The sequence below is a fragment of the Franconibacter pulveris genome, from assembly GCF_056780215.1.
Window position 1 is genome coordinate 2,504,376 of the sequence record NZ_CM165555.1, and the last position, 18,728, is coordinate 2,523,103.

General features: G+C 58.8%; 19 protein-coding genes and 2 pseudogenes. 9 read left to right on the forward strand and 12 right to left on the reverse strand.

Translation table 11 applies throughout. The features are described from left to right. Window positions 1-213: 213 nt before the first annotated feature. The 4 genes from pcaH (at window position 214) to ACU4F7_RS11850 (ending at window position 3,858) form a co-directional block, all read left to right on the forward strand. On the forward strand, window positions 214-954 hold the full coding sequence (gene pcaH, locus ACU4F7_RS11835; protein WP_024560763.1) for a protocatechuate 3,4-dioxygenase subunit beta: 741 nt from the start codon (window positions 214-216) through the stop codon (window positions 952-954). Beyond that, on the forward strand, window positions 951-1,571 hold the full coding sequence (gene pcaG, locus ACU4F7_RS11840; RefSeq protein ID WP_481636978.1) for a protocatechuate 3,4-dioxygenase subunit alpha: 621 nt from the start codon (window positions 951-953) through the stop codon (window positions 1,569-1,571). Before pcaH ends, pcaG begins: the two co-directional genes overlap by 4 nt. Window positions 1,572-1,757: 186 nt before the next feature. Continuing rightward, complete coding sequence (locus ACU4F7_RS11845; protein WP_024560761.1) at window positions 1,758-2,681, forward strand: LysR substrate-binding domain-containing protein; 924 nt, start codon at window positions 1,758-1,760, stop codon at window positions 2,679-2,681. Window positions 2,682-2,802: 121 nt separating this feature from the next. Continuing rightward, window positions 2,803-3,858: an alkene reductase gene (locus ACU4F7_RS11850; protein WP_029591626.1), complete on the forward strand. Its 1,056-nt coding sequence runs from the start codon at window positions 2,803-2,805 to the stop codon at window positions 3,856-3,858. A gap of 81 nt (window positions 3,859-3,939) precedes the next feature. On the opposite strand, the gene ACU4F7_RS11855 is transcribed toward ACU4F7_RS11850, so the two are convergent. From ACU4F7_RS11855 to cybB, 6 genes are all read right to left on the reverse strand, one after another. Further along, entirely contained in the window at window positions 3,940-4,437 is a 498-nt protein-coding gene (locus tag ACU4F7_RS11855) for a YciE/YciF ferroxidase family protein (RefSeq protein WP_029591625.1), read from the reverse strand. Between the two features lie 194 nt (window positions 4,438-4,631). Then, window positions 4,632-6,320 carry a methyl-accepting chemotaxis protein gene (locus ACU4F7_RS11860; protein WP_481636979.1) on the reverse strand — a complete coding sequence of 563 codons (1,689 nt, stop codon included), beginning with the start codon at window positions 6,318-6,320 and terminating at the stop codon, window positions 4,632-4,634. A gap of 172 nt (window positions 6,321-6,492) precedes the next feature. Beyond that, window positions 6,493-7,611 (reverse strand): S-(hydroxymethyl)glutathione dehydrogenase/class III alcohol dehydrogenase, encoded by a 1,119-nt coding sequence (locus ACU4F7_RS11865; RefSeq protein WP_481636980.1) that lies wholly within the window; start codon window positions 7,609-7,611, stop codon window positions 6,493-6,495. Window positions 7,612-7,645: 34 nt separating this feature from the next. After that, on the reverse strand, window positions 7,646-7,921 hold the full coding sequence (locus ACU4F7_RS11870) for a metal/formaldehyde-sensitive transcriptional repressor (RefSeq protein ID WP_024557506.1): 276 nt from the start codon (window positions 7,919-7,921) through the stop codon (window positions 7,646-7,648). 211 nt (window positions 7,922-8,132) lie between these two features. Next, entirely contained in the window at window positions 8,133-9,458 is a 1,326-nt protein-coding gene (locus ACU4F7_RS11875; RefSeq protein WP_481636981.1) for an MFS transporter, read from the reverse strand. 135 nt (window positions 9,459-9,593) lie between these two features. Further along, window positions 9,594-10,127 carry a cytochrome b561 gene (gene cybB, locus ACU4F7_RS11880; RefSeq protein WP_481636982.1) on the reverse strand — a complete coding sequence of 178 codons (534 nt, stop codon included), beginning with the start codon at window positions 10,125-10,127 and terminating at the stop codon, window positions 9,594-9,596. Window positions 10,128-10,366: 239 nt separating this feature from the next. Between cybB and ACU4F7_RS11885 the strand changes: the two are divergent. The 3 genes and pseudogenes from ACU4F7_RS11885 to ACU4F7_RS11895 all read left to right on the forward strand — a co-directional run. Next, window positions 10,367-10,681, forward strand: a pseudogene (locus ACU4F7_RS11885) (PsiF family protein); the annotation flags it as partial. Between the two features lie 36 nt (window positions 10,682-10,717). Next, window positions 10,718-10,819, forward strand: a pseudogene (locus ACU4F7_RS11890) (PsiF family protein); the annotation flags it as partial. Between the two features lie 90 nt (window positions 10,820-10,909). Then, window positions 10,910-11,830 carry an alpha/beta hydrolase gene (locus ACU4F7_RS11895; protein ID WP_481636983.1) on the forward strand — a complete coding sequence of 307 codons (921 nt, stop codon included), beginning with the start codon at window positions 10,910-10,912 and terminating at the stop codon, window positions 11,828-11,830. A 20-nt stretch (window positions 11,831-11,850) separates the two neighbouring features. On the opposite strand, the gene aldA is transcribed toward ACU4F7_RS11895, so the two are convergent. The 6 genes from aldA to ACU4F7_RS11925 all read right to left on the reverse strand — a co-directional run bounded on the left by aldA (window position 11,851) and on the right by ACU4F7_RS11925 (window position 16,559). After that, window positions 11,851-13,290 (reverse strand): aldehyde dehydrogenase, encoded by a 1,440-nt coding sequence (gene aldA, locus ACU4F7_RS11900; protein WP_029591618.1) that lies wholly within the window; start codon window positions 13,288-13,290, stop codon window positions 11,851-11,853. Between the two features lie 200 nt (window positions 13,291-13,490). After that, window positions 13,491-14,294, reverse strand: coding sequence for a YdcF family protein (locus ACU4F7_RS11905; RefSeq protein ID WP_481636984.1), 804 nt, complete (start codon window positions 14,292-14,294; stop codon window positions 13,491-13,493). Window positions 14,295-14,447: 153 nt separating this feature from the next. Then, window positions 14,448-14,756: a hypothetical protein gene (locus ACU4F7_RS11910; RefSeq protein ID WP_481636985.1), complete on the reverse strand. Its 309-nt coding sequence runs from the start codon at window positions 14,754-14,756 to the stop codon at window positions 14,448-14,450. A 199-nt stretch (window positions 14,757-14,955) separates the two neighbouring features. After that, window positions 14,956-15,363: a fosfomycin resistance glutathione transferase gene (fos, locus tag ACU4F7_RS11915; protein WP_481636986.1), complete on the reverse strand. Its 408-nt coding sequence runs from the start codon at window positions 15,361-15,363 to the stop codon at window positions 14,956-14,958. Further along, a complete protein-coding gene (locus ACU4F7_RS11920; RefSeq protein ID WP_029591614.1) occupies window positions 15,347-15,829 on the reverse strand; it encodes a GNAT family N-acetyltransferase in 483 nt (160 codons plus the stop codon). The genes fos and ACU4F7_RS11920 overlap by 17 nt, the downstream gene beginning before the upstream one ends. A 64-nt stretch (window positions 15,830-15,893) precedes the next feature. Continuing rightward, window positions 15,894-16,559, reverse strand: coding sequence for a TetR/AcrR family transcriptional regulator (locus ACU4F7_RS11925; RefSeq protein WP_481636987.1), 666 nt, complete (start codon window positions 16,557-16,559; stop codon window positions 15,894-15,896). A gap of 149 nt (window positions 16,560-16,708) precedes the next feature. Between ACU4F7_RS11925 and ACU4F7_RS11930 the strand changes: the two genes are divergently transcribed. Together ACU4F7_RS11930 and ACU4F7_RS11935 are read left to right on the forward strand one after the other, a co-directional pair. Continuing rightward, a complete protein-coding gene (locus ACU4F7_RS11930; protein WP_481636988.1) occupies window positions 16,709-18,067 on the forward strand; it encodes a carotenoid oxygenase family protein in 1,359 nt (452 codons plus the stop codon). Continuing rightward, complete coding sequence (locus ACU4F7_RS11935; RefSeq protein WP_481636989.1) at window positions 18,068-18,607, forward strand: hypothetical protein; 540 nt, start codon at window positions 18,068-18,070, stop codon at window positions 18,605-18,607. Window positions 18,608-18,728: the final 121 nt, after the last annotated feature.

Genomic DNA, 18,728 nt, shown 5'->3' on the forward strand with positions numbered 1-18,728 from the left:
GTGTAGAGAACGACTTACGCGCCTGGTGGGAACAATGTGTAAATTGTGATCTACAGCGGCAGTGACGATTAGTGATACCTTTGCCGTTATCCATAACTATTAGTTATGTAAATATCGCTATAAATTCACTTTAATTTAACATTGCATTTACACACACTCCCTGCAGGCGATTAAAACAACATTTACCCTGTACCCTGCCTGATGGAGTCCCCTATGAGTGAAAAATGGCCCGCGCGCGAGGTCGTGCACCGCGATTACAACCAACATCCGCCCGCTTTTGCGCCGGGCTATAAAACCAGCGTGCTGCGCTCGCCGCGCAATGCGCTTATCTCGCTGCAAAGCTCGCTTTCCGAAATCACCGGCCCGGTGTTCGGCGAGCAGGATCTCGGCCCGCTGGATAACGACCTCATCATGAATTACGCCAAAGAGGGCCTGCCGATTGGCGAGCGCATCATTGTGCACGGCTATGTGCGCGACGGCTTCGGCCGCCCGATGAAAAACACGCTGGTGGAGGTGTGGCAGGCGAATGCGGGCGGGCGCTATCGCCACAAGAAAGATCAATACCTGGCGCCCATCGACCCGAACTTCGGCGGCTGCGGCCGCGTGCTGACCGACGAAAACGGCTACTATTTTTTCCGCACCATCAAGCCCGGCCCTTATCCGTGGCGTAACCAGGCGAGCGACTGGCGTCCGTCGCATATTCACTTTTCGCTTTCCGGCGACGCGTTCGCCCAGCGGCTGATCACCCAAATGTACTTTGAAGGCGACCCGCTTATTCGCCAGTGCCCTATTGTCCGCACCATTAATAACGACGACGCGGTGCGCACGCTGATTGCCGAGCTGGATACGCACGCGGCGGTGCCGCTGGATTGCCTGGCTTACCGCTTCGACCTGGTGCTGCGCGGCCAACGCGCCACGCTGTTTGAAAACCGTACGCAAGGAGCCGCCCGATGAAAGATTATCTGCCGGAAACCGCTTCGCAGACCGCCGGGCCCTATGTGCATATCGGCCTCGCGCCGCACGCGGCGGGATTTCACATCTTTGAGAAAAATTTCAGCCACGTGCTGACCAACAGCCATACCGAAGGCGAACGTATCGTTATCGAAGGCCGGGTGATTGACGGCTCCGGCACGCCGGTGCGCGACGTGCTGCTGGAACTCTGGCAGGCTAATGCCGCCGGGCGCTATAACCACCCGGCGGATTTACAGCACGAAAAAGCGCTCGACCCGGACTTTCGCGGCTGGGGCCGCGCCTGCTCCGATTTCGACAGCGGCGTCTGGCGCTTTGAGACGGTCAAGCCAGGGCCGGTAACGGGCCGCGACGGGCGCATCATGGCGCCGCATGTCAACCTGTGGATTGTGGCGCGAGGGATAAACATCGGGCTGAACACCCGCATGTACTTTTCTGATGAGCAGGCGGCGAACGAAAAAGATCCGGTGCTGAACCTGATTGAATGGGAAGTGCGCCGCAACACGCTTATCGGCGTCCGCGAGCAGCGCGGCGGCGAGGTGATTTACCGCTTTGATATTCATCTGCAGGGCGAAAAAGAGACGGTCTTTTTCGACGTCTGACCCTTCCCCCGGGCGCGTTGTTCGCGCCCGTTTCTGTATTCTTATTGCGGCGTATGGACATCTGCCCTGTTTCTGGCGCCTTGATGTTGAAAATAATGGCCTATTGTTAATATTATTTTGCTAGCAAGTTATCAAAATTAAACAACTTATCTTGTCACGCTTCCCGCTCTGTTTTTAACATCAGCTATGGAAAAAAATGGTCTGTTTAATCAGCGCATTCGCTTGCGCCATCTTCATACCTTCGTGGCCGTCGCACAGCAGGGAACTCTGGGGCGCGCGGCAGAAACCCTCAACCTGAGCCAGCCTGCGCTTTCCAAAACGCTTAACGAACTTGAGCAGCTCACCGGCACCCGCCTGTTTGAACGCGGCAGGCTCGGCGCGCAGCTGACGCTGGTCGGCGAGCAGTTTCTCACCCACGCGGTGAAGGTGCTCGACGCCCTGAACCATGCAGGCCAGGCGCTGACCCGCAAAGAGAACGACAGCGTCGACGTGGTGCGCATCGGCGCGCTTCCCACCGCCGCCCTTGGCATTCTTCCCGCCGTGATCGGCCAGTTTCACCAGCAGCAGAGCGACATCACCCTGCAGGTCGCCACCATGAATAACACCATGCTGCTGGCGGGACTGAAATCGGGCGAGCTGGATCTGGGCATCGGGCGCATGTCGGACCCGGAACTGATGAACGGGCTTAATTATGAGCTGCTGTTTCTCGAGTCGCTGAAGCTGGTGGTGCGCCCCGGCCACCCGCTGTTGAACGATAACATTACCTTAAGCCGGGTGATGGAGTGGCCCGCCGTGGTGTCGCCCAAAGGCACCGTGCCGCGCCAGAACGCCGAAACGCTGCTGGCAAGCCAGGGCTGCCGCCTGCCCGCCACCTGCATTGAAACGCTTTCCGCCTCGCTCTCACGCCAGCTCACCGTGGATTACAACTACGTATGGTTTGTTCCTTCCGGCGCGGTAAAAGAGGATTTGCGCCAGGGGACGCTGACCGCGTTGCCGGTTCCCACCCAGGGGGCGGGCGAGCCTATCGGCATCCTGACGCGGGTGGACAGCCCGCTCTCCAGCGGCGCGCAAACCCTGCTGGCTTCTATTCGCAAATCCATGCCTGTCTGAGCGCGTGTATGACGTAAGGGCATAATTAAGCGCATAAAGTGCTAATTCCCTGCCCTTGCGAATTGCTGCGCAATAACGCATTAATGACCGAACCGCATTATTCCTGACAGGAGAATTTGTTATGCCTTCGCTGTTTGATCCCGTAAAGATAGGCGCGCTTGAGCTGAACAACCGCATCGTGATGGCCCCGCTCACCCGCATGCGCGCGGTGGATGAGCGCTCGCCGGGCGAGGTGACCAAAGAATATTACGTTCAGCGCGCCAGCGCCGGGCTGATTTTCACCGAAGCGACCTCCGTTACGCCCCAGGGCGTGGGTTATCCCAATACGCCAGGCATCTGGTCTGAAAAGCAGGTTGAAGCGTGGAAAGAGATTGTCGAGGCGGTGCACGCCAAAGGCGGCAAAATCGTGCTTCAGCTCTGGCACGTCGGCCGCGTTTCCGACCCGGTCTTTCTTGACGGCGAAAAGCCGGTCGCGCCAAGCGCCATCGCGCCGGAAGGCCATGTCACCGCCGTGCGCCCTAAACGCCCCTACGGCGAGCCGCGCGCGCTGGAAACCGAAGAGATCCCGGGCATTGTGGAAGACTTTCGCAAAGCGGCTGTCAACGCGAAGCGCGCTGGCTTCGACGCCATTGAGGTGCATGCCGCCAACGGCTATCTTTTCGACCAGTTCCTGCATGATGGCTCTAACAAGCGCACCGACCGCTATGGCGGCAGCATTGAGAACCGCGCCCGCTTTCTGCTGGAAACGGTCGACGCACTGCTTGGCGAATGGCCTGCCGACCGCATCGGCGTGCATCTGAACCTGATGTCGAACTCCTATTCGATGGAAGACTCGCAGCCAGCAGCGCTCTTCGGCTACGTGCTGGAGCAGCTCAATCAACGCCGCCTCGCCTTTATCTTCGCGCGTGAAGCGCTTGATTTCCCGAACCGCGTCGGCCCGCAGATCAAAGATAAATTCCAGGGCGCATGGATTGCCAACGACGGCCTGACCAAAGAGAGCGCCGAAGCGCTGATTGCAAAAGGCGAAGCGGATGCCGCCGCCTTCGGCAAGCTTTATATCGCCAACCCCGATCTGGTGGAGCGCTTCTCGCAGAACGGGCCTTATAACCCGCTTAATGCCGACACGATCTATTCGCCAGGCGAAACGGGCTACACCGATTACCCCGCGCTGGCTTAACGGGCGTTGAAAAAGCAAAAACCACTCCCGCGGGAGTGGTTTTTTTTACGCTATATGATGGCGGTGGAAAGCTTATCAGCCTTATTTGGTCGAGGCTTTGGTGTTAACGCCAGACTCCGCGATTGTCGTCAGCTTGCCATCGGTTGATTTTTCTTCCGCCAGGGTTTCGCCAAGCAGGTTTTTCGCTTCGGTGTAACCCAGCTGTTCCGCCAGGGTGCAGAGCGTACCGTAGGCGGCGATTTCATAGTGCTCCACTTTCTGCGCGGCGGCGATCAGGCCCGCATCGCGCACTGGCCCTTTTTCGATCTCATCGATAACTTCCTGGCCTTCTTCAATCAGCCCTTCCATCGCCACACATTTGATACGACGCAGTTTCAGCTCCGGCACGCTTTCAACCACTTTATCAATACGTTCAATCTGGCCATGGGTTTCTTCAAGGTGCATTTTGAAGGCTTCGGCTAATTTTTCATCTGACGCGGCGCGCGCCAGTTTCGGCAGCGCGCGGGTAATCTGTTTTTCGGCGCTGTAGGTGTCTGAAAGTAAATGAACGAAAAGGTCTTGCGCGGTTTTAATCTGCATGTCGTTGTCTCCGTTAGTTATTTCAGAATGTCATATCCAGACCCTGATAAGCCTGGACGATGAACCCGGAAATAAGCCAGGCGGCAAAGGCAGAAAACGTTGCAGTATATTCCTAAAGTAAAAAAAGTCGCCCCGAAGGGCGACAAAAGTCAGCCTGCCGACGGCTAAGGGTGATCGGCAGGTTTACGCTCTGTTCAGAAGGTCTCCCAGTTATCCCCGCTGGCTAATGCCGGGCGCGTCGCCGCCACCGGACGCGGTTCAACTGGCGCAACGCGCTGGCCGACAGCCGGGGCGCTTTGACGCAGGCGGAAGGCGCCGACCGCCTCATTCAGGCGGGCGGCCTGCTCTTCCAGCGATACGGCGGCGGCGGAGGCTTCTTCCACCAGCGAGGCGTTTTGCTGTGTCACGTTATCCATTTCAGCAATGGCCTGCGCCACCTGCTCAATGCCGCGGCTCTGTTCGTCCGACGCGGCGGCGATTTCCAGCATGATGTCGGTGACGCGCTTCACCGCTTCGACAATCCCTTTCATGGTATCGCCTGCGTGCACCACTTCCGTGGAGCCTTTATCAATCAGCGCCACAGACTCGCTGATAAGCCCTTCAATCTCTTTCGCCGCCTGGGCGCTGCGGCTCGCCAGCGTGCGAACTTCGCTCGCCACCACAGCGAACCCGCGTCCCTGCTCGCCGGCGCGGGCGGCTTCCACCGCGGCGTTCAACGCCAGGATGTTGGTCTGGAAGGCAATGCTGTTAATGACGGCGGTAATTTCAGAGATTTTCTTCGAACTGGCGGAGATATTGCCCATTGTGGTCACTACGCCGGAGACAATACGCCCGCCGTCGCTTGCCTTGCCGGAGGCGTCTTCGGCGAGCTTCGTGGCGTGATGCGCGTTATCGGCGTTCTGCTTCACGGTGGCGGTAAGCTGCTCCATGCTGGCGGCGGTTTGCTCAAGCGCGGCCGCCTGCTGCTCGGTGCGCGAGGAGAGATCGGTATTGCCGGCGGAAATTTCGCTGGTGCCCTGATAGATAGCGCCCGCCCCTTCGCGCACGGTGCCGACTGTTTTTACCAGCGAGCGCTGCATCAGTTGCAGATGTTCGCTCAGACGGCCAATTTCGCTGCGCCCGGTCGGCTCTTCCGGCAGCGTCAGGTCGCCGCTGGCGATGGTTTCGATGCGGCTGGCGGCGTGCTGGAGCGGCTTAATCACAATACGGCGCAGCACCACAAACGTCAGCAGCGTCATCAGCAGCGCCACGGCGAACGCGCCCGCCATCATCATCAGGCTAAAGTGGGTGCGCTGCGATGCCAGCTCGCTCAACGCCTGCACGCGTTCGGTGCGGATGGCCACCGCTTTTTGCAGCACGGCGCTGTAGTCAGTATCAAGCTGGCGGGCATGTTCGTTTTCGTGATTGATGATAGCCTCGAACATGCCGTTTTTGGCGAACTTCAGCATCGGCTGCAAACCTTGCAGATAGGCGTCGAAACGTGTTTTCAGGTCGTTATCCAGCGCATCGCCGGTCTGCTCCTGCCGCGCCTGATAGCTGGAAAACCCCTGACGGGCGAGCTTGATATTGTTTTCCGCATCGCTGATGTTGCGGCGCATATCTTCCATTTCCGCCACGCGGCTGGCGGCGCCGGCGTGGATCATGTTGATGCGCGCGGTGCGCAGCAGGCTGGCGCTGTCGGCAAGCCCGCTTCGCACCTGAATTTCTTCTTTTACATCATTGAGCGCGCTGTCGCTCTGGACGAGGAAATAACCCGCCAGCCCTACGCAGAGGGCAAAAAGCAGCAAAATGCCGCCAAGAATGGCTGAGAACAGCGGAACCAGCCGGATATGGTGCCAGAAACTCAGGACGTCCGTTTTTTGCTTTGTTGTCGTTTTAGTCATGGCCAGTTTTCTCTTGTGTGTAGGTCAGGAATAAGCCTGTAAGAAAATCATCGGCAGAGCGCGGCGAAGGGTTAGCGCAAAGATCGCTACCTGGCTCACAGATTCAGCAATTACGTGCGGAAACGGCGCAAAAAAAAAGCGGCGCAGAGGCCGCTTTATCATTAAAAAGAAGTTATTCGTCGCCGAAGTGAATCACGGTGCGAATCGATTTGCCTTCATGCATTAAATCAAACGCCTCGTTGATTTGCGAAAGCGGCAGGCGGTGGGTGATGAACGGATCAAGGCGGATTTTGCCCGCCATGGCATCTTCTACCATGCCCGGCAGCTGGCTGCGTCCTTTTACGCCGCCGAATGCGGAGCCGCGCCAGACGCGCCCGGTCACCAGCTGGAACGGACGGGTGCGGATCTCCTGACCTGCGCCCGCCACGCCGATAATCACGCTCTCGCCCCAGCCTTTGTGGCAGCATTCCAGCGCCGCGCGCATGACGTTAACGTTGCCGATGCACTCAAAGCTGAACTCCACGCCGCCGTCGGTCATCTCGACAATGACCTCCTGAATCGGCTTGTCGTAGTCGTTCGGGTTAACGCAGTCGGTCGCGCCCATTTCACGCGCCAGCTCGAATTTACACGGGTTGGTGTCGATGGCGATAATACGCCCCGCTTTCGCCTGCACCGCCCCCTGAATAACCGCAAGGCCGATGCCGCCAAGACCGAAGACCGCGACCGTATCGCCCTCTTTGACTTTCGCCGTGTTATGCACCGCGCCGATGCCGGTGGTGACGCCGCAGCCCAGCAGGCAGACTTTATCAAGCGGCGCTTGCGGGTTGACCTTCGCCAGCGAAATTTCCGCGCAGACGGTGTATTCGCTGAAGGTGCTGGTGCCCATATAGTGATACACCGGCTCGCCGTTGTAAGAGAAACGGGTGGTGCCGTCCGGCATCAGCCCTTTGCCCTGGGTGGCGCGTACCGCCTGGCAAAGGTTGGTTTTGCCAGACTTACAGAACTTACATTCGCCGCATTCAGCGGTGTAGAGCGGAATGACGTGATCGCCAGGCTTCAGGCTGGTGACGCCTTCGCCCACCTCCACCACAATGCCGCCTCCTTCGTGGCCGAGCACCGCCGGGAAGACCCCTTCCGGATCGTCGCCGGAAAGCGTAAAGGCATCGGTATGGCAGACGCCGGTGTGGGTGATTTTCACCAGCACTTCGCCCTTTTTCGGCGGCGCGACGTCAATTTCAACAATCTCCAGCGGTTTGCCGGGACCAAATGCAACTGCTGCACGTGATTTCATACTTGTCCTTTTCCGTTCGAGTGGATGGTCATTGTTATTTTAGATAGGCGCGCAGAAGCTGGCCGATTTCCGCCATGCGCTCCGCGCGTTCGGCGCTGGTCGTGTCGCCGCTGACCAGCTCGTCTTTCAGGTGGATTTCCACCATCTCGCCCATCAGGCCGTTCGCGGCGCCGCGCACGGCGGCGATCTGCTGCAGAATGGCAAGGCAAGGCTCGCCCGCCTCCAGCGCCCGCTCCAGCGCCTCGGCCTGGCCGCGAATACGGCGCACGCGAGTGAGAATACGTTTTTTATCTTCAGGGGAATGCGGCATAAGACGCCTCCATATACTATAGGGGGGTATGGTATATCACGCTATCATCCCGTGTAAACCTGAAGTGGCGTACAGGCTGTTTAATCCGGTGGGATGCTTAAGTAAAAAGACCACGCCTTGACGGCGTCTTATGAAGCCGAGCGCTGTTGCCAGAGCTTCAACGGCAGCCTGCGTCCGGGCGATAAAAAGCGCCCGCAGGCGCTTTTTCCGTTTATCGCCGCAGCGGTTGGCCCGCCGTCTCTTTCGCCCGCATCACCGTCAGGAAGGTTACCAGCGCCGCACCCATGACGTAAAAGGCCGGTGAGAACGGGTTGCCGGTGGCGGTAATGAGGTAAGCCGAAAACCAGGGGGTGATGCCGCCGAAAAAGGCGACCGCGAAGTTATAGGCTATCGACATGCCGCCGTAGCGCACGCCGGTGGGAAAAAGCTCCGCCATCGCCGCGCTGCAGGCGCCGTCGAAGGCGGCGATAAACGCGCCCAGCACCAGCATCGCCAGCATGGCGGAGAGCATATCGCCCTGCGCCATCACCATCATCGCGGGCCAGGTGAAGAGAATAAACCCGCCGCAGCCCGCCAGCATTAACGGCTTGCGCCCGAAGCGGTCCGAAAGGTAGCCCATAAACGGCACCATCACGGCGATAGCGAACAGGCCAAGGGTGGTAATGGCGTAGGAATCAAGCTTGCTGAAATGGAGCTCCGTTGAGAGATAACCTGGCATAAACGTTTGCAGCGTCCAGTGACCCACCGCTTTGATAACCACAAACCCGACGCAGAACAGCAGCGCCCGCCAGGCGGACGTCACCGCCGTGCGCAGCGGCGCCTGCGCCGTTTTGCCCGCCCGGACGGCGGCGGTGAACTCCGGCGAGTCCTCAAGCCGGGTGCGCAGATAAAGCCCCACGGCGCCGAGCGGCCCGGCAATCAGAAACGGAATGCGCCAGCCCCATTCGTTCATCGCCGTTTCGCCAAGCGAAGCCGTAAGCAGAAAAACCAGGCCGGAGCCTGCAACAAACGCCATAAAGCCAAAGTTGTCTATCCAGCAGGTGAAATAGCCGCGCCGCCGCGCGGGCGCGAATTCGGCAAGATAGGTGGTGGCGCCGGAGGTCTCGCCGCCTGCGGCGAACCCCTGCACCAGACGGGTGATCACCAGCAGCGCCGGCGCCAGCAAGCCCACCTGCTGCCAGGTGGGAAGCAACCCCATGACAAACGTGGCGCCCGAGGTGAGCAGGATGACGTTCGCCAGCACCTTTTGTCGCCCGATTCGGTCGCCAAGCGATCCGAACCACAGCCCGCCGAGAGGACGCATCACAAAGCCCGCGCCAAATACCGCAAATGACGAGAGCAGCGCAGCCGCCGGGCTGCTCGACTGGAAGAATTGCATGCCGATAATGGCGGCCAGCGTCCCGTAAAGGCCGAAGTCAAACCACTCGACAAAATGGCCGACGCCGGTCGCCAGCAAAACCTTGCGCAGCCTGCGTGCTTCATGCGCTTCTCCCTGCATCGCTACCTCTGTTACCGGACGTTGAATCGACTGCGCCATAGCTCCCCCGCTCACCTGAGTGTTTCTATAATAGATATAGTTGTAGGCTGAACGGAGCGGATTTCACGAATGCGCAGTGTGCAAAATGTGAACTGCAATAGAAAATATGTTCAAAAAAGAGACGGAGCGTCCATTTTACCGGCTGCGTTTACCGGGCATCATGCGCAGCAGCGTATTGTCGCGCCAGAAATAGTGGTGCACCAGCGCCGCCACGGCATGTAGCGCGACCACAAAATAGCTGCTGTTGGCGATAAATGCGTGGATCGCCCGCAGCTGCATTTCGACATCCTCATCCCCTTCCGCCGCCACGGGCATGCTGAAGCCAAAAGCGAACCATTCGCGTCCGCCATAATATTTCGCCGCCACGCCGAGCAGCGGCAGCGCGATAAACATCAGGTACAGAATCACGTGAACGAGATGGGAAAGGCCGGTATAGAGCGCCTTTGGCTTCGGCTCAATAGGCGGCTCAGGATATTTCGCCCGCAGCAGCAACCGACTCACCATCAACACCAGAATGGCGATACCGCAGCTAAAGTGGGTGTAGATAAAAATACGGCCTACGCTTCGCGGCACCAGCCCGCGTAGCTCAATAGCGCTGTAAGCGACCACCACCAGTAAAAAGACCAGCCAGTGAAGCGTAATTTGCGATGAGGTGTATTTGCTGCGCATAAGAAAATCCTGAACCAAGGCGAGGATTGCCTCACCATAGCGGGAGTAGATTAAGAATTCATTAACTTTATTTGGTTAATCTCCTGTAAATGAATAAGTTTTATCGCTGAAAACGCGCTTTTCCCGCCAGTGAGTAAACTACTATCAGGCGCCGGTGAAAAAGAACTCAGAAATCAGCAAATCGCTTTTTTCCCGTCGCGCCCCGATCCTGTGCCCCTCAACATAAAAAGGACGACATAATGAAACTCACCACGACAACGACCTTTCTGGCCACGCTGCTGTGCGCGACGGCGCTGCATGCGGCGGAAAAAACCGTCACGCCGCAGCAAAAAAGAATGCAAGACTGTAATACTCAGGCCGTAACGCAGTCGCTTTCTGGCGACGATCGTAAAACCTTTATGAGCAATTGCCTGAAAAACAGCGCCGCGGCTAAGGTGGAAAAAAGCGTTAATCCTCAGCAGCAAAAAATGAAAGACTGCAACGCCCAGGCCGCCGCCCAGTCGCTCTCCGGCGATGCCCGTAAAACTTTTATGGGCGACTGCCTGAAAAACAGCCCCACGACCCCCGACGAAAAACCGATGACGCAACAGCAGAAAATGAAAGACTGCAACGCCCAGGCCACCAACCAGTCGCTCTCCGGCGATGCCCGTCGAACCTTTATGAGCGGCTGCCTTAAAACGGTGACCGATTAGCGACATCAAACCCGCCTCGCGCGGGTTTTTTTCTGCGACATTGCGAGCATGGGTTATGTTTAAAAGACCTTATCGTAACGGCAGAAGCACATGACAAACCTCTCCGACCGTATGGCGCAGGCCGTCGCCCGCGCCGACACCTTTTCCGTCTGGCCAGACGGCGAAGCGCCTGGGGCGCGGCAATCCCACGCCCGTTTTACCCTGGAAGAACAACACACCGGCGAAACGCTGCTCGACCGGGCCGTGACCGGCGTGCGCGCCCCGCAAATCACGGTTTACCAGCCTGATGAACCTAATGGCATTGGGCTGCTGGTCATGCCGGGCGGCTCTTATCGTCGCGTTGTGCTGGATAAAGAAGGCAGCGCGCTCGCCCCCGCCTTTAACGACGCCGGATATACGCTTTTTGTCATGACCTATCGCCTGCCCGGCGACGGCCATGCCGAAGGAGCGGATGCGCCGCTGGCCGATGCGCAGCGCGCCTTAAGGCTGGTGCGCCGCCGGGCGGTGGAGTTTGGCGTCACGCCTGAAAAAATCGGCGTTCTGGGGTTCTCCGCAGGCGGCCACGTGGCGGCAAGCCTCGCGACTCGCTATGACGAAGCGATCAACGCGCCGCTTGATGACATTGACCACCTGAGCGCCCGTCCGGCGTTTCTGGCCCTCGGCTATCCGGTTGTCTCCATGACTCCGGCCATTGCGCATGCCGGGTCTCGCCAACAGCTGCTGGGCGAGGATCCCGATCGCTTCCACATCAAACGTTATTCGCCGGAACAATCGCTGCCGGAGGCGATGCCGCCCGCGTTTCTGTTTCACGCCGTGGACGATCCTTCAGTGAAAGTGGAAAACAGCCTGGCGATGTTTAACGCGCTGCGTGAAAAAGGGGTGGCCGCCGAGCTGCATCTTTTTGAGGAAGGCGGCCACGGTTTTGGCATTCGCGATGCCGAAGGGTTGCCCGCCCAGGCGTGGCCGCAGCTGTTGATGCGCTGGCTGGCGCGAAAGCTTGAGAACAACTAAGGGGGCCAGGCCCCCTGTTATTACGCTTGCAGATACACCACCTGCGTTTGCAGGTATTCATGCAGGCCGTGCTTGCCGTCGGCGCCGCCGATGCCGGACTTGCGCCACCCGGCATGGAACCCCTGCATCGCCTCGAAGTTTTCGCGGTTCACGTAGGTTTCGCCAAACTTCAGCCCGCTGATGGCTTTCATCGCGGTGTTGAGATTGGTGGTGTAAATCGATGAGGTCAGCCCGTAGTCGCTGTCGTTTGCCATCTTCAGCGCCTCGTCGAGCGTATCGAACGCCACCACCGGCAGCACCGGGCCGAAGGTCTCTTCATGCATGATGGACATCTGCTGGTTGACGTCCACCAGCAGCGTGGGCGGGTAAAAGTACCCTTTGCCTTCCGCCGCTTTGCCGCCAAAGACCACTTTCGCCCCTTCGCTCACCGCCTTCGCCACTTTTTGCTCCACCCGCGCAAGCGCCGCAGCGTTGATAAGCGGCCCCATCGCGACGTCGTTACGCTGCGCCGGGTCGCCAAACGCCACCGCTTTCATGGCTTCGCCAAGCTTGCTGACAAAACGGTCATAAATCCCTTTTTGCACATAGACACGCTCGGCGCAGTTGCACACCTGCCCGGTGTTGATAACGCGGGAATCGACAATCGCTTTCACCGCAAGCTCCAGATCCGCGTCGTCCATTACAATCGCCGGCGCTTTACCGCCCAGCTCCAGGCAGACTTTGGTGATGTTCCTGGCCGCCGCCGCCATGATTTTTTCGCCCGCCGCGACGCTTCCGGTCATGCTGACCATCGCCACTTTCGGGTTGCCCGCCAGCTCCTGCCCTACCGTTTCGCCGCGCCCGAGCACCAGGTTGAACACCCCTTTCGGCAACCCCACCTGATGGACGATTTCCGCAAAGGCGATGGCGTTGTTTGGCGTGAATTCGCTCGGTTTAATCACAATGGTATTGCCGGTCACCAGCGCTGGCGCGAGCTTGCGCGCTATCAGGAAGAACGGGAAATTCCACGGCAGGATGCCGGTGGTGACGCCGAGCGCGCGTTTGAATACCAGAATATTTTCGCCAGGGCGGTCGCTCTGGATAATTTCGCCTTCGTAACGGCGCGCCCATTCCGCCATGTACTCCAGATAATCCGCCGTGAAAGCTACCTCCACTTCGGCCAGCTGCTGCGTTTTTCCCCCTTCAGCGACAATCATGGCGCTGATTTCCGCGGCCCGCTCGCGGATGCCGGCGGCGATTTTGCGCAGCCACCCGGCGCGCTCAATGGCGGGCAGCGCTTCCCACGGCGCCTGCGCCCGTTCAGCCGCCTCGATAGCCTTGCGCGCATCCTCCGCCGTGCCGTCCGGGATACGTGAAATCACCTCTTCGGTGGCCGGGTTAATGACATCAAGCCAGTTATCGCCCTGCCAGTTGACGAACTGGCCATCGATATACATCGGGTGCTGCACAGGTGCTGTCATGCCTTACTCCCTTGTCAGGTTATTGATGTGTGTTAGAAGTAAACAGTTTGTTAAAAACTAAACGGCATTGCCTCACCCGGCGCGGTGAAAAAGAGGAATGTGTGAAGGAAATCTAAAAAAAGAAACGCTGTTGCAGAAAACCTGGAGAGAAGACGCGAAAACCGTTTACAGCGGCGCGCTGTAAACGGCAGGCCGGGAAATTAAATGAGCGAGCGGCTGCGCAATGGCCCCGTCAGCGCCGCGTCGTTTTGCACCTGTTCCCACGCTTCATGCACGTCAGCAGGCATATCGACATGCTCGATAAACCCTCTTCCGCGCGGGCCGTACCCCTGCTCATCATCGTTAAGACGCGGCATTTCGCCCAGCACCAGGGAAAGATAACGCGCCACTTCCCACAGCCCATCCTGGGGGTTAGCGAACTTCAGGTTCCGCTCGCCGTTAACCACCTGCGGCACAAAGCCGGGATAGCTTAACCACTGCGGCCTGGCTGGCGCGTCGCGCCAGACGTGCGCGAAGGTGGCGGCCGTGCGCCGCTGCATGGTTGGGTCCTGAATCAACACCGTACGCTGCGGCTTTAGCCCTTTCTCCTCCATCAGCTTGCGGGTAAAGCTGGCGTTTTCCCCGCTGTTGGTGGAGCGTCGCTCAATAATCAGCCTCTCCTCAGGCACTTTGAGGTATTTTCTGGCGATAGACGCCAGCAAATCCGCCTCGCTCAGCCCGGTAGTGCGCAAGCTGTTGTAACGGGGGTGGCGCGCCACGGCGGCGTAAAGAAACGTGGTGGAGTGGCCGATCCCGCCGGTAATCAATAATGGCAGCGCGTGGGCGTTTGAAATCTGCGCGGCGGTTTCCAGCGTCGGCAGCGCCGCGTTGCCCGCCAGCACGACCAGCTGCGCTGCGCTGGCGTCGGCAGGCGAAGCCATATCGGTTTGCGCCAGCCACTGGCCCAGCGTATTGATCGCATTGAGCGTGCTTTCAGATAGTTTTGGCATGGGCATCAGCTCCATAGTGCCTCCTTAATTGCTATTCTGCCGCCAGAGTAACGAGGTTTTTACTTTTCCCCTATCGGATCAACCTTAAAGGCGCAGGCGCGAAAAGCCACTGCTGCCGCATGGCGGGAAAATAAAACAAATCGCTGTAACCTACAGAAAAAAAAGATTTCAGAACACGACAGACGCGAGCGCCGCGGCCATGATCAGCCCGACGATAACCTCAATAAGCACCACGGCGAAAGCCAGTATGCGCCAGACGGTTATCTTACCGTTACGCATAATAAACGTGATGCCCGAGAGCACCGTGGCGAATAGCAGAAACTTTAAGATAAGCGTGAGAATAAAAAATCCCAAAAATTCATTATTTATTGCCGACGTTCCGACAAGGCCTAAAATGATATTCCCGCAGACGCCATAACCCCAGAAGGTTTGCGCCAGGCTTATTCTCCCTGTCGCCAGATTTTTTATTGTTTGCATCCGTCCTTTTCGCTTATCACCTGGTGATTAAAAAATTGACGTAAGTTTATCAGCCCCCCTTTGCCGTATACAGGGCGTATCTTTTTTCAATGCGCAGCGCGCGACGGAAAATATGGGGCGTTCCCCGAGCGTTCGTCTTCCCCAGCCGCATCGGCGCAAAACGCCCTTAATAGCGAAACCAGCCCGCTGTAAGAGGGCTTCAGGAATAAAAACGCATGCCGGCGTAGGGCTTCTCGCGGCAGGCGGCGAGACGCGAAGCGAGCGACCCGACATGCAGCTCCAGCTGATGGTTGTCCGGGTCGAGAAAATAGAATGACTCGCCCTCGCTGCGGTTAGTTTTCCATATCCGCACGCCTGCCTGGGTTAAGGTGTCGGCAAGCGCTGGAAAATCCGTCTCGCTCACCGTGAAAGCGTAATGCGTGTAATCGGTGGGCGCGGCGCCCGCCGCGTCGTCAAGCGAAAGGCACAGCCACAGCGAACCGCAGCTCAGGTAGGCGCCGTTATCCCAGCGGGCATGCAGTTTCAGCCCCAGCAGGTCGACATAAAAGGCGAGGCTGTTATCCAGCGTGCGCACGGCAAGCGTCAGGTGATTAAGCCCGCTCAGCATACTCTGCCTCTCCGAGCGTTCTGGCGAAGCAGACCGCGTCCTGTTGACCCACGTAGCGGCCATAATTTTCGATAATGCGATAGCCGTTACGCAGGTAGAAGTCGACTGCCGCCGGGTTGCTGCGGCGGGTTTCCAGCCAGGCCTCGCGATAGCCGTAGTCCCGGGCGAACGCTTCGATATGCCGCAGCAGCGCGCGGCCTGCGCCCCGGCTGCAGGGTAAGGCGAAGAGGCGTTTAATCTCAACGATCCCCGGTTCAAGCGGCCGACAGGCGACGCAGCCAACCGCCCTGCCGCTGGCGTCGCGCGCCAGTAAAAACCGGGCGCCCTCCACCTTTACGTCGCGATGGTTAAACGACTGGGCGCCGGAACTGCCCGTCAGCGCCTCCAGAGTTTTTGACAGCGCCGCCTGCAGGACAATCGCGTCCGGGTGTTCTGGGTCGGCCTTTTCAATGGTGAACTCCGCCATCACGTCTCCTCATTCAGGGTTTGCAAGGAACATAGCGCAAAAATAACGCCTCGCCAAAGCGGGCTTATGCTGCTTTCTCGCCCATCGTCATGGTTATGGTGACCTGATCCAGAATCTGCTCGACCAGCATCCGGGCGCTTTCAAAACCGCTGAACTTCGCCAGCCCGCCGAGACGTTTGTCCACCAGCAGCGTAGCGAGGCCGTGGAGATAAGCCCAGGCGACGGTAATGCGCATCGCCTCTTCTTTGCTGATGCCCTCCGACGCATAGCTTTCCGTGGAAATAGCGCGCTCGCTCACCGCCTCGGCCATACCGAGCAGCGAGCTGCGGATGGCGGCTAACAGGTTTGCGTTTTGCAGCGAAATTATCTCGTTGCGAAACATCAGGCCGAACAGCTGCGGGTGGTCGCATGCGAAGCGCACATAGGTTTTCGCCACTCTCCGGCGTCTGGCTTCATAATCCGTCGCGTCGCGCGTCGCGTCGCGCAGCGCCTCGTCCAGCCGCTGATAGCCTCTCGCCGCCAGCTCGCTCAGCAGATTCGCCAGGTCACCAAAGTGATGTTTGGGCGCGGTATGAGAAACCTCCGCCTCGCGGGCGATAGCGCGCAGTCCCACGCCAGCGATGCCGTCGCGCACCAGCACATTTTCCGCTGCCGCCAGTAGCGCCTCGGGCAGATCGCCCCGATGATACGGCTTTTTTGCCGCTCCAGATGATGCTGTGTTATCCAGCATAACTCCTCCTGTTGTTTCCCTGTTTTCATGATGCCGTGCTCCTGCCGACACAAATTAATCTTACCAGTGTAAAAATAGCTTGCAACGATCATTTTTTAACCTGTATATTTCCACTGGAAAGATTAATTCACCTGTAGGAGAACGCAACCATGAACATTGCACTTGTCTCTGCCACTAACCTGGCGCCGGTGGATAAGGAGATCGAAACTGGACCGCTGCCGCTGGAAGGCGTTATCCCAACCGCTCTACGCGGCACGCTGGTGCGCAACGGCCCCAACCCTGTCGACGCCGCCTCCGCCAGCCACTGGTTTTTCGGCGAAGGCATGCTGCACGCTTTTCAGATTAAGAATGGCGAAATTTACTACCGTAACCGCTGGGTTCGTACCTCACGCTATCGCAAAGCAGTACAGCCGCAAGCCGTAACGGATGAGCCAGACAGCGGCACGGCGAATACCAATATCATCCGTCATGCCGGAAAAGTGCTGGCGCTCGAAGAGGCGCACCTGCCGGTCGCCGTTACGCTGCCGGAACTGGAGACGCTGGGGATTGAGGATTTCAACGGTCAATTAAAGCATCGCTTTACGGCGCACCCGAAAGCCGACGCCCGCGGCGACCTGGTTTTCTTTGCTTACGGCGTGCCGGAGGGGCTGAGCGCCGGCATGGCGACCGGCGCGCTGTCGCCTGCCGGTGAATTGCTTTCCTGTGAGCGGTTTACCGCGCCGTACGCCAGCATGGCGCACGACTTTGCCATTACCACCGATTATTCCCTGATCCCGGTGATGCCGCTGGTCGGTTCTCGCGAACGCGCAGCCGCAGGCGGTCCGGTTTTCGCCTGGGAGCCGGAGCGCGGCAGCTGGCTTGCGGTTATTCCCCGCCATGAAGGCGTGAAAGCGATGCGCTGGCTGCGGGCGCCGCTCGGCTACGTATTTCATACCATGAACGCCTGGCAGGATGAGGAGGCGCTGTGGCTGGATGTGATGCAATATGACGCCCCGCCGCTGTTTACGCTGCCCGACGGCAGGCCCGCCAGCGCCCCTGGCGCCCATTCACGCCTGACGCGCTGGCAAATCCCGCTTGCGGGCGACGGTGAAATCCGTGAGCAGGCGCTCTATGCGCGCGGCGGCGAGTTTCCCCGCATCGATGAGCGTTTTACCGGACAACCCTATCGCCACGGCTGGTTTGTCACCACGCAGCCGGAAGATGGCGAGATGCCCGAGCGCTTCAACACGCTGGCGCATATCGACCACCATCGCAACCATGTCGCGACCTGGCAGTGGCCGGAAGCGGTCAGCGTATCGGAACCGGTCTTTGTGCCGGCCAGCGACACGGCTGCCGAAGGCGAAGGCGCGCTGCTGATGACCGTCTGGTCCGCCATCAGCAACACCAGCGCGCTGGTCGCCTTCGACGCGCTGAATATTGAACAAGGTCCGCTGTGGCGCGCCGCGTTGCCGGTACGCGTACCGGATGGTTTTCACGGCAACTGGTTTGCCGACGGGGAGGATGCGTAAATGATGATGGTAATGGCTTTTGTCCCGTTTATTGTTTTTGCGGTGCTGGCGCAGCATCTGGGCGTGTTCAGCGCGCTGCTGGCGGCGCTGGTGATCTCTGTGTATCCGCTGCTGCGTAGCTGGAAAGCGTCGCGTCAGCTTTTGGCGCTGGAGTGGACCGCTTTCGCCGTCTTCGCCCTGCTGGCAGGGTGGAGCCTGGCGAGCGGTAAAACCGTCTCGTTGTTCGCGGTGCGTCTGGCAGGCGATGCGGCTTTTATGCTGGTAGCGCTTGGCTCGCTGCTTATCCGTCGTCCATTTACGGTGCAGTATCAGCAGCCACGCCCGGTTGGGCCGCTCAGCCCGCTCGGTTTGCGGGTGCATAGCCGCATAGCCTGCGGCTGGGCGCTGGCGTTTGCGGCGATGTCCGTTATCGATATCGTGATGCTGGTCAATCCCCGCTTACCGGCAGGCGCAGGCGTCGGCATGACGGTGATTGCGCTGGTCGCAGCCATCAAATTTACCCAGTGGTATCCCGGTTATGCACGACGCCTGTTTTCGTGACAACGTCACTTACAAGCCGCCAGGGAAGGCAGATTTGTCTGCTATTCACGCCAAACCCTTCAATACCCCTTATCATTCACTTGAATTATGAATTAGTCAGGCTCTAAACTCGTTAGATATC